This window comes from Rhodococcus sp. p52 (genome assembly GCF_000763325.2).
Lineage (GTDB): Bacteria > Actinomycetota > Actinomycetes > Mycobacteriales > Mycobacteriaceae > Rhodococcus > Rhodococcus pyridinivorans.
Window position 1 is genome coordinate 4,663,596 of record NZ_CP016819.1, and the last position, 14,026, is coordinate 4,677,621.

The 14,026-nt window shown below is 71.1% G+C and carries 11 protein-coding genes; 4 read left to right on the forward strand and 7 right to left on the reverse strand.

Annotated features, from left to right (window positions below; genetic code table 11):
- Nucleotides 1-105 precede the first annotated feature (105 nt).
- Together nudC and IM25_RS21660 are read right to left on the reverse strand one after the other, a co-directional pair.
- Nucleotides 106-1,005, reverse strand: a complete 900-nt coding sequence (nudC, locus tag IM25_RS21655; RefSeq protein WP_006550265.1) for an NAD(+) diphosphatase — start codon at nucleotides 1,003-1,005, stop codon at nucleotides 106-108.
- 9 nt (nucleotides 1,006-1,014) lie between these two features.
- Nucleotides 1,015-2,103 carry a potassium channel family protein gene (locus IM25_RS21660; protein WP_006550264.1) on the reverse strand — a complete coding sequence of 363 codons (1,089 nt, stop codon included), beginning with the start codon at nucleotides 2,101-2,103 and terminating at the stop codon, nucleotides 1,015-1,017.
- 121 nt (nucleotides 2,104-2,224) lie between these two features.
- On the opposite strand from IM25_RS21660, the gene IM25_RS21665 reads away from it, so the two are divergent.
- Both IM25_RS21665 and IM25_RS21670 read left to right on the forward strand, forming a co-directional pair.
- A complete protein-coding gene (locus tag IM25_RS21665; RefSeq protein ID WP_033097208.1) occupies nucleotides 2,225-2,614 on the forward strand; it encodes a DoxX family protein in 390 nt (129 codons plus the stop codon).
- Nucleotides 2,615-2,663: 49 nt separating this feature from the next.
- On the forward strand, nucleotides 2,664-3,728 hold the full coding sequence (locus IM25_RS21670) for an NAD-dependent epimerase/dehydratase family protein (protein WP_033097111.1): 1,065 nt from the start codon (nucleotides 2,664-2,666) through the stop codon (nucleotides 3,726-3,728).
- Between the two features lie 7 nt (nucleotides 3,729-3,735).
- Here the strand turns inward: IM25_RS21670 and IM25_RS21675 are convergent, their stop codons facing one another.
- Together IM25_RS21675 and IM25_RS21680 are read right to left on the reverse strand one after the other, a co-directional pair.
- Complete coding sequence (locus IM25_RS21675; protein ID WP_033097110.1) at nucleotides 3,736-7,092, reverse strand: ATP-dependent helicase; 3,357 nt, start codon at nucleotides 7,090-7,092, stop codon at nucleotides 3,736-3,738.
- The gene (locus IM25_RS21680; protein ID WP_065996564.1) at nucleotides 7,089-10,415 is read right to left on the reverse strand and encodes an ATP-dependent helicase; all 3,327 of its coding nucleotides are present in this window, start codon (nucleotides 10,413-10,415) and stop codon (nucleotides 7,089-7,091) included. The genes IM25_RS21675 and IM25_RS21680 overlap by 4 nt, the downstream gene beginning before the upstream one ends.
- Before the next feature lie 154 nt (nucleotides 10,416-10,569).
- Here IM25_RS21680 and IM25_RS21685 point away from each other — a divergent pair, with 154 nt between their 5' ends.
- Both IM25_RS21685 and IM25_RS21690 read left to right on the forward strand, forming a co-directional pair.
- Nucleotides 10,570-11,355 carry an alpha/beta fold hydrolase gene (locus IM25_RS21685; RefSeq protein WP_198162518.1) on the forward strand — a complete coding sequence of 262 codons (786 nt, stop codon included), beginning with the start codon at nucleotides 10,570-10,572 and terminating at the stop codon, nucleotides 11,353-11,355.
- Nucleotides 11,356-11,358: 3 nt separating this feature from the next.
- Entirely contained in the window at nucleotides 11,359-11,700 is a 342-nt protein-coding gene (locus IM25_RS21690) for an MGMT family protein (protein WP_006550258.1), read from the forward strand.
- Here the strand turns inward: IM25_RS21690 and IM25_RS21695 are convergent.
- The 3 genes from IM25_RS21695 to IM25_RS21705 are packed head-to-tail and all read right to left on the reverse strand — an operon-like array spanning nucleotide 11,659 to nucleotide 14,013.
- Nucleotides 11,659-13,023 carry a DUF6297 family protein gene (locus IM25_RS21695; protein WP_033097109.1) on the reverse strand — a complete coding sequence of 455 codons (1,365 nt, stop codon included), beginning with the start codon at nucleotides 13,021-13,023 and terminating at the stop codon, nucleotides 11,659-11,661. The two genes, IM25_RS21690 and IM25_RS21695, sit on opposite strands and share 42 nt — an antisense overlap.
- Nucleotides 13,014-13,667 (reverse strand): ABC transporter ATP-binding protein, encoded by a 654-nt coding sequence (locus IM25_RS21700; RefSeq protein ID WP_033097108.1) that lies wholly within the window; start codon nucleotides 13,665-13,667, stop codon nucleotides 13,014-13,016. Before IM25_RS21700 ends, IM25_RS21695 begins: the two co-directional genes overlap by 10 nt.
- Nucleotides 13,600-14,013, reverse strand: a complete 414-nt coding sequence (locus IM25_RS21705) for a DUF6412 domain-containing protein (protein WP_033097107.1) — start codon at nucleotides 14,011-14,013, stop codon at nucleotides 13,600-13,602. Before IM25_RS21705 ends, IM25_RS21700 begins: the two co-directional genes overlap by 68 nt.
- Nucleotides 14,014-14,026: the final 13 nt, after the last annotated feature.

The following is a 14,026-nucleotide window of genomic DNA, read 5'->3' on the forward strand; positions in this document are numbered from 1 at the left end:
CGGTCGCGTTCGTCGCGGCCGGCCTCTCCCGTGTCCGGGCCCGACTCGATCCTGCGCCCTCTACCGCAGTGCCCTCTACCGCAGTGCCCTCTACCGCACGGCCTGCTACTCCTTGGCCCAGCCCTCGAGCATCCCGCGCGCAATGGAGATCGAACCGGGCAACAACAGCGGGGCGTCCTCGGCGGACGCCCAGTCGCCAGTCGCCAGCGCCGCACGGACCTCGTCACGAGTGAACCACCGCGCCTCGGTGATCTCCCCGTCGCGGAAGTCCAGCGCCTGCTCGGGATCGGCGATCGCCGCGAATCCGAGCATGAGCGATCGAGGGAACGGCCAGGGCTGACTGCCGAGATACCGCACGTCGCGCACCTCGACACCGACCTCTTCACGGATCTCCCGCACCACGCACGATTCGAGCGACTCACCGGCTTCGACGAAGCCTGCGAGAACGGAGAAGCGCCGCTCGGGCCACACCGGTTGCCGGGCGAGCAGCACCCGGTCGTGTCCGTCGTGTACGAGGCAGATGATCGCCGGGTCGGTGCGAGGGAACTCCTGGTGTCCGGTCTCGGTGCTGATCCGCGACCAGCCGGACATCGTCGGACGGGTGGGCGAGCCGTCGACCGCGCTGTAGCCGGCGTTGTCGTGCCAGTTCAGCAACGCGACCGCGCTGACCATCAGATCGGCGTCGGCATCGTCGAGACGCTCGCCGATGCGCCGCAGATCGGCCACCGTGCCCGTCTGCGCCAGGACGCGAGACGCCCAGACGTGGTGTCCGTCGCGGATACCCAGGAAGATCGCGCCCTCGACCGGTTCGGGACCGAGTTCGGACGCCTCACCGAGCACGAGCGCGTTGTCGGAGACACGGACCTGGTTGCGACGATCGACCCGCAGGAGTTTCGCACCGGCCCAGCCGGCGCGGAGGGCGTCCTCGTCCGAACGCAGTTCCTCCGCCCGGTCGACGACGGTACGTGAGAGCAGCGGGGTACCCGACAGAGCGAAACCGGTCACATCAGCACCCTAGCCACGCATGGCGCCCGGCGACGAACCCACCAGCCGGATGTAGAGCAGTTTGTCGTTCGCTTCGAGCGCGTCGACCTCGGGCGAACCGATCCGCCACATCCGCCCGTCGCGGACGACGGCGAGCACGATGTCCTTGAGATGCCGCGGGGATCCCCCGACCTCGCTGGGGTCGACATCGCGTTCGGTGATGGCGAACCCGGCTTCCGGGGTGAGCAGGTCCTCGATCATCTCGACAACATTCGGCGTGGTCGTGGCAATGCCGAGCAGTCGCCCCGCCGTCTCCGACGAGATGACCACCGAGTCGGCACCGGACTGACGCAGCAGGTGGGTGTTCTCCGACTCGCGGATGGCGGCGACGATCTTCGCGCGCGGGGCGATCTCGCGGGCGCTGAGGGTCACGAGCACCGCGGTGTCGTCGCGGTTCGCGGCGACGATCACCGCCGACGCGTGCTGCACCCCGGCGAGCCGGAGCACATCGGACTTCGTCGCCGAACCCTGGACCGTCACGAGGCCCTGGCCGGCCGCGGACTCGAGAACCACCGGATCGGTGTCGACCACGACGATCTCGGACGGGGGTACCCCGTCGCCGAGCATCGCGTCGACTGCGGTACGGCCCTTGGTGCCGTAACCGATGACGACGGTGTGATTACGCACGCGGCGCCTCCAACGCTGGATCTTGAATGCTTGCCGGGAACTCTCGGTCAGTGCCGACAGAGTGGTACCGACGAGCACGATGAGGAAGAACACCCGGAGCGGGGTGATCAGCAAGATGTTGATCAGGCGCGCTTCGGGTGTGAACGGGGTGATGTCGCCGTAGCCGGTGGTCGAGAGCGAGACCGTGGCGTAGTAGACGCAGTCCAGCAGCGACAGTTCGTCGCCCTGGGCGTCGCGGTAGCCATCGCGATCGAGGTAGACCACGACGACCGCGAGGAACAGCGCCGCGAACGCGTAGCCGATGCGACGCGCGATCGCGAGTCCGGGACTCGTCTGTTCCTGGGGTACGCGCAGCACACCGACGAGCGCGAAGTCGGGGCGCTCGGTGAGCTGATCGGAGCGGCTGAACCGCGCACGCAACCTCCCGGGCATCGCGGTGTCCCACCTTCCTGCTGTCGGCCTCCACTGGTGGCCACCCTCGGTCGTCGCGGTACCGAACGAACTGCGCCCGATACCGGATCGCAGCGTACCGCCGCGCGCTAGTGTGGCACGCATGTCCACGAAAGCGTCGCAGCGCTCTGCGATCCGGCTGGCAGGTCTACTTCTCGGCGTGGGGGTCCTGCACTTCGTGCGACCGGAACCGTTCGACGGCATGGTGCCCCGCGCCCTGCCGGGTGATGCCCGCACCTACACCTACGCCTCGGGGGTCGCGGAGATCGCCGTCGCCGGCGCGCTCGCCGTGCCCCGCACCCGGCGCCTCGGCGGTTCCCTGGCCGCGGCGCTGTTCCTGGCGGTCTTCCCCGCCAACGTGCAGATGGCCGTGACGTGGCTGCGCAGCCCGAAGCTCTCCCCCGCCGCCAAGGCGGTGTCGCTCGCCCGGCTCCCGCTGCAGGTCCCGCTCGTCACCGAGGCACTGAAGGTCCGCCGCACATCCTCCCGCTGAGCTGACCACACGCGGTGAGTGAGGTCACAGCGAGCGGGTATGCGTCGGTATGGACACCGCACGTGGTCTGAAGGTGGTCGTCGTCGGCGCGACCGGAAATCTGGGAACCGGGATCGTCGAGGCGCTCGGACGCGAACCCGACGTCGCCGAGATCGTCGGCGTCGCGCGACGACCGACGGAATGGACGTCCCCCAAGGCGACCTTCACGGTCGCCGACACCACCACCGACGACTTCCGCCCCATCGTGCGGGGCGCGGACGCGGTGATCCACCTGTCCTGGCTGTTCCAACCCACGCACCGCCCGGAGGTGACCTGGGAGAACAATGTGCTCGGCGCGATCTCTGTCTTCGAGGCGGCTGCCGCGGAGAAGGTTCCCGCGCTGATCTACTCGTCGTCGGTCGCGGCCTATTCGCCCGGACGCTCGACGGATCGCGTCACCGAGGACTGGCCCACGCACGGGTGGCCGGGTGCCGCCTATCCCCGCGAGAAGTCGTATCTGGAACGTTTTCTCGACACCCTCGAACTGCGGGCGCCGGAGATGCGCATCGTACGGATGCGGCCCTACTTCCTCTTCAAGCGCGAATCGGCGACCTCACAGCGACGCCTGTTCGTCGGCCCCCTGCTCCCGGGAAACCTGCTGCGCAGCGGACTGCTCCCCGTGATGCCGCTGGTCGAGGATCTGCGTGCCCAGGTACTGCACACGAGCGACGTGGCCGACGCCTTCGTCCGTGCGACCGTCCGGCCCGTCCGCGGCGCGTTCAACCTCGCCACGGAACCGCCCGTGGACGGCGCGTTCCTGGCAGAGATGTTCTCCGCCAGGAAGATCCACGTACCGCGTGCAGCACTCCGCAAGGCCGTGCGGGCGGCCTGGCACGCGCATCTCGTTCCGGCCTCCCCCGGCCTGCTCGACACCGTGCTGCAACTTCCATTGCTCGACAACACGCGCGCCCGCACAGAACTGGGCTGGGAACCGCAGTATTCGCCGCCCGAGATCCTCGAGGAATTCCTGTCGGGACTGCGGGAGGGAGCCGGGATGCCCACCGCTCCCCTTGCACCCGATACCGCCGGACGCCGGGCACACGAAGCGGCCACCGGTATCGGGCAGCGCCCCTGAGGTTGCGTCACTCGCCGTCGGCACGCCCTCGCAGATTCCCCGCCTCGAGCACGAGGCGTTCGAGCATCGCCGCATTCGGCAGTTCCTCGGGCGCGACGGTGCGTCCGGTGCGGACGTAGTGGAAGGCCGCTCGGACCTTGTGCAGCGGCAGTTCGGCCGGTCGGCCGGTGAGCCGCTCGGTCCGCGCTGCCATCAACTGGGCCCAGGCGAGCCGGTAGGCGGCGAGCTGCACACCCACCGCGGCGAGCTTCTCGCCTTCCGGTTCGGCGCCGGTCTTCCAGTCGATGACCGTCCAACCGCCGTCCGGATCCTCGAAGACGGCGTCGATACGTCCGCGGATCACGATGCCGCCCAGGGCCGTTTCGAACGGCACCTCGACCTCGACGGGGTTGCGCGACGCCCACTTCGACCGCAGGAATGCCTCCTGGAGCCGGTCGAAGTGCGAATCGTCGCCGTCCTCGTCGTCGGCACCGGGAAGCTCGTCGAGGTCGAGCAGGCGCGTCGCGCCGAATCTGCGCTCGAGCCACGCGTGGAAGGCGGTGCCGCGACGCGCGAGCGGATTGGGCCGGAACGGCAACGGACGACGCAGACGCGCGGCGAGGGCGTCGGGATCGGTGGCGAGATCGACGAGTTGGCTGACTGACAGCTGTGCGGGCAGCACCACCTCGGCGCTCTGCTCGGCGCGCTGTTCGCGTTCGGCCAGGAGCGCATCGACGTCGGTGGCCCACTCGTCGGGATCGTCGTCGTATTCGGTCGGGAGGTCGGTCCGGTCGAACTCGGCGAGGACCAGTGCCGCGCCGCGTTCGACCTCGGTGCGCCGGGCACCGAGCGGGTCGCGCGGCCACAGTGCGCTGCGCGGTGAGGCCGTGAGCGGGTTCTCCTCCTTCGGTTCGGGTTCCGGAGCCCAGTGGTCGATCGCACCGAGTTCGGGCCGGGCCGTGACGATCTCGTGCAGTTCCTCGAGGAACGGCGAGGGTCCCTTCGGTTCGGATCCGGTGTCTGCCCAGTGGTGGGCGGAGACGAACAGTGTTCGTTCGGTGCGGGTGAGAGCGACGTAGAACAGCCGACGGTCCTCGTCGAGCTTGCGGCGCTTGAGCGCGTCCTTGTGGGAGTCGATGGCCCGCTCGAGCATCTTGCGATCGGAGAGGTCGTCGAGCTCGAGCACGGGCACACCGTCGGTGCTGCCCGGATCGTCGGCGGGCAGCACCCGGTCGCCCCGCAAGTGCGGGGGAAGTTCGGTCGTCGAACCGAGCCAGGTCGCGGCGGCGGTGGAGGATGGGAAGACCCCGGCAGCGACATGTGGGACGGCGACGACCTCCCATTCGAGGCCTTTCGCGGAGTGGACGGTGAGGACCTGCACGCGGTCGGGGTCGACTTCCACCTCACCGGGCGCGAGCCCCTGCTCGATCTCCTCCGCCGCCGCGAGATAGGACAGCAAACCGGGCAGGGTCGCGTTGGTCCGCCCCGCGTAGGACGCGACGACCGAGGCGAAGGCGTCGAGATGCTCGCGGCCGGCGACACCGCGTCGGCGGCCCACGCGGGCCTCGGTCTCGATGCCGAGACCGAGCACACGCTCGACCTCGGCGACGAGTTCGGTGAGCGGCTGGCCGAGCCGCTCGCGCAGGGAGGTCAATTCGCGACCGAGCGCGACGATGCGCGCGTAGCCGAACTTCGAATAGCGGCTGCTGTCGCCGGGATCGGAGATCGCATCAGCGAGACCGGCCTGGTCGGCATATTCACCGGGCAGCGCCGAATCGAGGGCGTCCTCGAGCGCGTCGGGATCGGTCACCGCACCGGCGACACCCCAGCGTCCCGCGATGGCCAGTTCCTGGGCGCGCTCCCACAGTGCCTTCAGGTCGGCGGCACCGAGCTGCCAGCGGGCGCCGGTGAGCACCCGCACAGCTGCGCTCCCGGCCAGCGGATCCGCCGCCAGGCGCAGCATCGCGAGCACGTCGGCGACTTCGGGCGTGTGCAGCAACCCGCCGATGCCGACGACCTCGACCGGAAGGTCGCGGGCGCGCAGCGCCTCGGCGATCGGAGCGGCGTCGGCGTTGCGCCGGACGAGGACCGCAGCGGTCGGCGGTGTGCGTCCGGCCTCGCGGGCGGCGGCGTACTCGTCGGCGATCCGGTCGGCGACCCAGTCGCGTTCCACCGCGACGTCGGAGTGCAACGCGAGGCGGACGTCGCCGGCGGCCGCGTCGGGGCGGGGACGCAACCGGCTGACCGACACCCCGCGATCGCGCAGAGGTTCGGACGAGACGTTCGCCAGTTCGAGGGCCTGCGGCGGATTGCGCCAGCTGGTGAGCAGTTCGCGGGTGGGTGCCGGCTCGCCGTCGGCCGCCGGGAAGTCGGTCGCGAACCGCGGCAGGTTGGCGGCCGACGCGCCGCGCCAGCCGTAGATGGACTGCATGGGATCGCCGACCGCGGTGACCGCGAGACCGGGATCGGCGCCACCGCCGAACAGGGCGGCGAGTAACACGCGCTGGGCGTGCCCGGTGTCCTGGTACTCGTCGAGCAGCACAGCCCGGAATCGTTCCCGCTCCCCGGCTCCCACCTCGCGGTGATCGCGGGCGACCCGCGCGGCGAGCGACATCTGGCTCCCGAAGTCGAGAGCACCTTCGCGACGCAGTGTCTCGGACAGCCGTTCGACGAGCGGAAGCAACTGCAACCGCGCGTGCTGGGTCTCGAGGTAGCCGAGCAGCGTCTTCGACGGTGCTCCGCGCTGCCCCGGGCCGGGCGGGAGGGTGTGCACCAGCTGTTCGAGTTCGACGTGGGCGTCGCGCAGCAGATCCGGCTCGACGAGGTGCTCGGAGAGCTGGCCGGACAGGGCGAGAACGGCCTCGGTCACCGATGCGGGATTGCGGTCGGTGTCGAGTTCGCCGTCCCACGAGCTGACCACGCGGTGCGCGACCTGCCACAGCTCGGTCTCGGACAGCAGCGTCGCCGACGGTTCGATGGGCAGCAGCAGACCGTGCTCGGTGAGCAGGCGACCGGCGTATGCGTGGTATGTGCTCACCTCGGGTTCGCTGCCGAGGATCCGTGCGCGCAACCCGCCGCTCGGATCGAGGTCGCGCAGGAGCGCCGATCCGGCGAGCTTGGCCAGGCGCGCCCGGATGCGGGCCGTGAGCTGCTGCGCGGCCTTACGCGTGAAGGTCAGGCCCAGCACCTGCTCGGGTTCGACGAGACCGTTGGCGACGAGCCACACCACCCGCGCGGCCATCGTCTCGGTCTTGCCGGCACCGGCCCCGGCGACGACCAGCATCGGGCCGGGCGGGGCCTCGATGACGGCGGCCTGCTCGGTCGTCGGCGGCAACTGTCCCAGTGCCTCCGCCAGGCGCTTCGCGCTCACCCGTGGTGCACTCATTCCCCTGTCACCTGCCTGCCTTCGTCGTGTGCCGGGCAGCTCGACAGCACCGGGCAGTGCCGGCACCCGTCGTTGACCCTCGCAACGAAGCGGGGGCCACGGGTCGCGGCCGCCGCGTCGTGGATGATCTCCCGCCACTGCGCGAGACCGTCCTCGTCGAGGGGCGGTTGCACGCGCTGCGTCGCGCCTTCCTTGTTGTGCGGCTTCGCCACGAAGACCAGGCGCGCGCCACCGGGCTCCGATGCCGGTTCGCCCTCGATCGCGCCGGCCGCCGCGGCCACCTGGTAGGCGGCGAGCTGGGCATGATCGCGCGCGGCGTCCTTCGACACCGGGTTCTTCGCGGTCTTGACGTCGATGACGACCGGGCGGCCCTCGGCGTCGCGTTCGAGCCGGTCGATGCGACCACGGAGCCGCACGCGGGGCTTGTCGTCGGAATCGGGTTCGAGGATGCCGTCGACCTTGATCTCGACGCCGATCTCGGTGAGCTCTCCGCGTGTGCCCTGCAGCCACGTCGAGAAGGTGTCGAGCATGCGGCGGGTGCGTTCGAGCTCGCGGCGGGCATACCATTCGGCACCCAGATCGACCGAGTCCCATGCCTTCTCGAGGGCCTGGTCGATGCGGTCGGGAGGGATCCGCCCGGCGAGCGCCTGGACGAGGGTATGTACCAGCGTGCCGGTGACGGCATGGCTGTTCTCGCCGTCGGAACCGCCGTGGCGCTCGAACATCCACCGCAGCGGACACGTCGTGAGCTGTTCGACCGTGGACGGCGACAATCGCACCGCGTCGTCGTCGGGATCCCACAGCGGGTCGGCGGTGCTGGGATCGGCCGTGCCGTACCAGTCGTCGGGGTGGGCGCCGCGCACCCCGGCGCGCGCGAGCCGCGCGAGTTGCTGGGCGGCTCGCTGCTGTCGTTCGGGTTCGGTCTCGGCGATCTCGGGATCGCAGACCACGCTGCGCAGTTCGGCGACGAGGGCGGGCAGGGCCAGCACGCGGGTGCGGACCTCGTCGGGCGCCGGTTCGGCCAGGAGGTCGTCGGGCGCGTCGAGGTCGTCGGTGCCGACACCGCGCAGTTCGTCGACGAAACGGGACCGGACCAGTTCGCTGTCGCCGCTCACCGAATCGACGGCGGTCACCAGAAGGTGGGTGCGGGCGCGACTGCATGCCACCAGGAACAGGCGCCGCTCCTCGGCGAGCAGCGGTGCGGTGCGGGAGAGCCGCGAACCGGCCTCGTCGCCGCCGTCGGCACCGGAGACCGCGTCGATCAGGGCCTCGATGCCGAGCAGGGTGCCGCGGGCGCGCAGGCTCGGCCACAGCCCTTCCTGGACACCGGCGACCACCACGACGTCCCATTCGCGACCGGCGGCGGAGTGCGCGCTGACGACCGTGACCGCTTCGGATTCGGCGGCGACACGGGTGCGAGCCGTCGCAGGGATCTCCTGCTCGGTGAGATAGTCGACGAACCCGGCGATGTGTGCGCGGGGCAGACGGTCGACGTAGTCGGCGGCGGCGTCGAACAGAGCCACGACGCCGTCGAGATCGCGGTCGGCCTGCGCCCCGATCGGCCCACCCCAGGCCGACGCGGCGGCCCATCGCCGTTCGAGTCCGGTGGCCTGCCATGCCTCCCACAGCACGTCCTCGAGACCGCCCCCGCGCAGCGCCGCCGAGCGGGCCTTGCGCAGCACACCGAGCACCTTCCTCAGCGGTGCCGCCTCGACGTCGGTCAGCCCGCGGATCAGATGCGAGTTCCCGGCGGTGTCGTCGCCCTCGGTGAGCAGGATGCGCAGCAGTTCGGCGGAGTCGCGGTCGTTGCCCGATGCTAGCTCGCCCCGCCGCAGACCACGCCGCAGTCTCCGCAGCGCGACCGGTTCGGCACCGCCGATGGGCCCGGACAGCAGGGCAAGTGCTTCGTCCCCGCCGAAGCCACTGTCGGATACCGCGCGCAGCACGAGCAGCAGTCCCGCGACGCTGTGCTGGCGGGCCAGCGGGAGTTCGGAGGCGGCGGTCGTCATCGGGACGCCCGCCGCGAGCAGCGCGCGACGCAGCGGCGCGAGTACCCGCGGCACGGACCGGACAACGATCGCCATGCGCGACCACGGCACACCGTCGACGAGATGGGACCGGCGCAGGGTGTCGGCGACCAGTGCCGCCTCCTTGGCCTGCGACGAGCACACCGCCACGCGGACCTGCCCCGGATCGCCCTCCTCGACGCGGTGCCCGGCCATACCCCGGTGCGGCGGCAGGCCCGGCAGTCTGCGGGTGATCCCGTCGGCGAGGGACGCCACCTCGGGAGCGGCACGATGGTTGACACCCAACACGATGCGGCGCGATCCGTCGGCCTCGCCGAGGCTCTCGAGGAAGGAGGTGTCGGCGCCGCGGAAGCCGAAGACGGCCTGATCGGGGTCGCCGGCGATCGTGCTCGTGCGGGTGCCGGTACCGATCACGCGGACCAGGTCGGCGGCCTGCGGATCGAGATGCTGGGCGTCGTCGACGAGCAGGTGGCGGATGCGGCCGCGCTCGGCGGCCAGCAGATCGGGATCGGTCGCGAACGCCGCGAGCGCCGCGCCGACGAGTTCGGCCGCGTCGAGTGCCGGAGCGGTGGCCTCCGGAGCTTCGAGACCGACGGCACCGCGAAGCAGCATCACCTGCTCGTAGCGCTCCGCGAAACGCCCGGCCGCGACCCATTCGGGCCGATTGCGGCGCTCCCCGAGCGCGACCAGATCCTCCGGGCCGAGACCGCGCTCGTTGGCGCGCAACATCAGGTCGCGCAGTTCGACGGCGAAGCCCGTCATGCCCAGTGCCGGACGCAACCGCTCGGGCCACATCCCGGCGCCGTCATCGATGTCGCCGCGCAGCAGTTCGCGCAGCACGGCGTCCTGTTCGGCGCCGGTGATCAGACGGGGCGGCGGATTGCCGTGCGCCGAGGCCTGCAACCGCAGCACCGCGAAGGCGTAGGAGTGGACGGTACGGACGAGCGGCTCGCGTGTGGCGCGGGGCACTGCGCCGTCGCCGAGCGCGATCAGACCGGCCGTGATCGCCTCGCGCACGGCGGTGGCGGCCCGCCGCGAATGCGTGAGGATGAGCACCGACTCGGGATCGGCGCCGGAGGCGATGCGGTGGACCGCGAGGTCGACCAGCAGGGACGTCTTGCCCGTGCCGGGACCGCCGAGGACCTGCCACGGCCGCCAGCGGAGGGAGGGCGGGGCGTCGTCGAACAGCACGCGCACGTCGTCGGGCCACTCGCGGGCCACCGGCGCCTCGGCGGACCTGCGCACGAGGCGCGCGGCCGGGCGGCGGACGCGATCGGGGATCTGCGGTTCGGACATGCGCGAGACGGTGGCGGGCAGGTCGGTGACCTGCGCCCGTGGTGGGTGCAGGTCGGGGATGCCGGTATCGACGTCGAGCATGACCCCATCCCACCAGACGGGTACGACAGCGTCCGGGGCACACCGCGGAGTCACGACTGGGATAGTGGTCGGCGTGAGTGCCACGGATCTTCTGCACACCCATCTGTTCGGCCCCGTCGACGGACCGGAGGTCCTCGCCCTGCACGGACTCACCGGTCACGGCCGACGCTGGCGGAACCTCGCCGAACGACACCTGCCCCACCTGCGGTTCGTCGCTCCGGACCTCCGGGGTCACGGCCGGTCGCCGTGGACTCCCCCGTGGTCGTGCGAGGCGCACATCGCCGACCTGAAGGCCGTGCTGGACGCACACACCACCGGTCCCGTCACCGTGGTGGGCCACTCCTTCGGTGGTGCCCTCGCGCTGCATCTCGCCGCCGCGGTGCCCGACAGGGTGCGGGCGCTGGTACTCCTCGATCCGGCGATCGGCCTCCCGGCCGACCGGATGCTCGAGATCGCCGACCTCCCCCTCCACAACCCCGACTACACGGACGAGGCGGAGGCGCGGGCCGAGAAGGTCCACGGCGACTGGGGCGAGGTGGCCCCCGAGTTGCTCGACGAGGAGATCGCCGAGCACCTCGTCGAACTCGACTCGGGGCGTGTCAACTGGCGGATCTGCGTACCTGCGCTGGTGACCTCGTGGGGCGAGCTGGCCCGCGGACCCGTCCTGCCGCCGGCCGGTATCCCGACGATCTTCGTGCAGGCCGGGAAGGTGCAACCCCCGTACACCACGTCAAATTTCCGTCGCGACCTGGCGGAACGACTCGGCGACGACCTGACCCTGCTCGAATTCGACTGCGACCACATGATCGACCAGGCGCGTCCCGCCGAGACCGCCGAACTCGTGGCCCGGATGGTGTAGCCGGTGGTCACCACGGACGAGCAGATCGAGCGGGTCCGCGAACTCGTGGCCTCCGTGCCCGCAGGCCGGGTCGCGACCTACGGCGACATCGCCGGTGCCGCGGGCCTGTCGAGTGCACGCACCGTCGGATGGATCATGCGGACCGATTCCGCCGACCTGCCGTGGCACCGCGTGGTCCCGGCGTCCGGGCGACCGGCCTCGCACCTCGCGCGCCGGCAACTCGCGCGTCTCGAACTCGAGGGCGTCCCGATCTCCGGCGACCGGATCGATCTCACCCGTGCTCGACACCGGTTCCCGCCGGGCTCAGGCGAGCACGGCGGCGAGCCACGCGCAGACGACGAGTAGGTCCGGTCCCCGCGCCCACTGCCGGAGCAGATCGACCGGAATCTGCCCGACGGCCGTCTCGAGGATCAGACCGTCGTACCCGATCGGAGGTCGCGTGCGCATCCGATAGGCGGCCGCGCACCCACCGACGATGACGATCACGACGCTCGCCACCGACGCACTCCCGGCGAATCCCGTCACGGCACCGGCGACGACCGCGGCCGACCCCGGGACGGCCGAGAGTGCGCGACGCAGATACGTGTCGCTCGTACCGAGCAGGACGGCGAAATCGGGATCGCGGCTCACGTCGCGCAGACCCGCACCGAAAATCGTCGCCACGGTGAAGACGGCGACGAGCTGCACCACGACAGCGGCGGGCGGCGATACGACCGACATCAGCACCACGACGCCGAGCAGCGCCACGCACGCGACGAGCACGGGTGTGGGCCTACGGACATGGCAGAGCAGATCGGAACGGACGAGTGCCGCGATCCGGCGGCGCGGCAGGGCCCGCGAGCGGCGGGATCCGATGCGCAACCAGGCCTTCCGTTCGACCACGCCTGTCAGCAGCGAAGGATCGAGTGCCGTGAACGACGCCGACACACCGACCGCGGTGTCCGATCCCACCCTCCACTCCGGTGCAGCGATCCTGTCGCATCGACGCAACGCCGAGACCGCCGGTGCCGCAACGGCGATCCACGCCCCCACCACGAACAACGGTCCCGGCGGTGGCACCGCGACGCCGACGGCGGCGACCGTCACCACGCCCGGAACGGCGACGAGGCACAGCCCGACCACGACCCGCACGACCGCGGGCACGAGTACCCGGCACTGCACGAGCATCGGAAGGGCGACGGCACCGACACCGAGAGCGGCAGCGAGACATGTGAACGCGACGCGCCCCTCCGGGGTGGTCACGAACGTCGCGAACCGTCCCGCGAGAGCACCCGCGATTGCACCGCAGATCAGGAGCGCCGCGACTCTCGGGCGGAGTGCCGCACCGCGATCCACCGGTGTGGACAGCAGCCAGAACTCCGTCTCGGTACCGCACGTCACCGGACCTGCGGCCCGGGTGGACGCCGTCCCCGCAGCGACCGCGATCGCGACGACGGCCCATCCCCACGCCGAGGTGCACCCCGAATCGCGCACGATCGGGTCCCCGCACGCGAAGGTCGTCGCCGGAAGGGAGAACAACCACCACGCCAGCCCCCCGCCGACATACAAGCCGAGGACGACCAGCACAGCGAGGGCCGGACGATCCACCAGCGGCGCGCGCCGGCGCTCGAAGGCGTGACGGAGCGCGCGGAGGTCGCGCGCGCTGGGGACGGTTCCGGTCAGCTCCATCGGTCCGCCTCCACCACCTGGTCGGCGACCGCGTCCACCAGCGCGACATCGTGCGAGACCATCAGCACGGTGCCGCCCGCGCGCTTCTCGGCTTCCAGTGTGGACGCCAGCCACCGGCGACCGGCGTCGTCGAGATGCTGTTCGGGTTCGTCGAGGACGAGCAACCGCCGGGGCCGTACCAGCGCGGAGGCCAGCGCGAGCCGGCGGCGTTGCCCGCTCGAGAAGGTCAGCGGCAGTCGATCGGCCGACGCGGCGAGACCGACCGTCTCGAGGACCTGTGTCGCCGCGTCGAACGGGTCGGTCACGCCGTGACCGGTGGCGACGAGTTGCAGGTGTTCGTGCGCGGTGAGATGCGCGAATGTCGCCACGTCGCCGAGGACTGCGGCGACCTGCCGTCGCAGCGTCGGCGAGCTCTCGTCGACGGGGACGCCGTGGATCTCGACAACGCCCTCGTCGAGTCGGTCGACGCCGACGACGCATCCGAGCAGGGTGGACTTGCCGGTGCCGTTCGCGCCGATCACGGCGCAACATCGGCCGGGGGCGACGTCGACGTTCACCCCGGTGAAGACGGTCAGGTCACCGAACGAGCGGTGGGCGCTGCGGACGGACACGGCGGGTGTGCCGTGCGGATAGGGATCGAACATGGAAAATCTCCCGGTGTTCCTCGTCGGACGGAGTGTCGAGGGCGAGGACGGAACCGGGTGAGCGCGGACGTGGCCGTCCGGCGGTGTCGGGGTGGGAGTGGCGGCGGAACCCGCCGCGCAGACGTCGTTCCTCGGAGGTCGGGCCCCGGATGCTGCGACCGAAGGCGAACAGCGGATCCTCCGCGGCGGCGACGAACGCGAGTGCTGCGACGACCACCACCAGCAGGCCGAGGAGCAATCCGGCGGTGTCGCCGGTGGAGACCGCGGTGACCGGAACGACCGCGGAGACGAGCCAGGACATGAGGACGACGAACACCGCCGCGCCGTTCCGCCAGCCGAAGAACATACCCGGCAGTCTA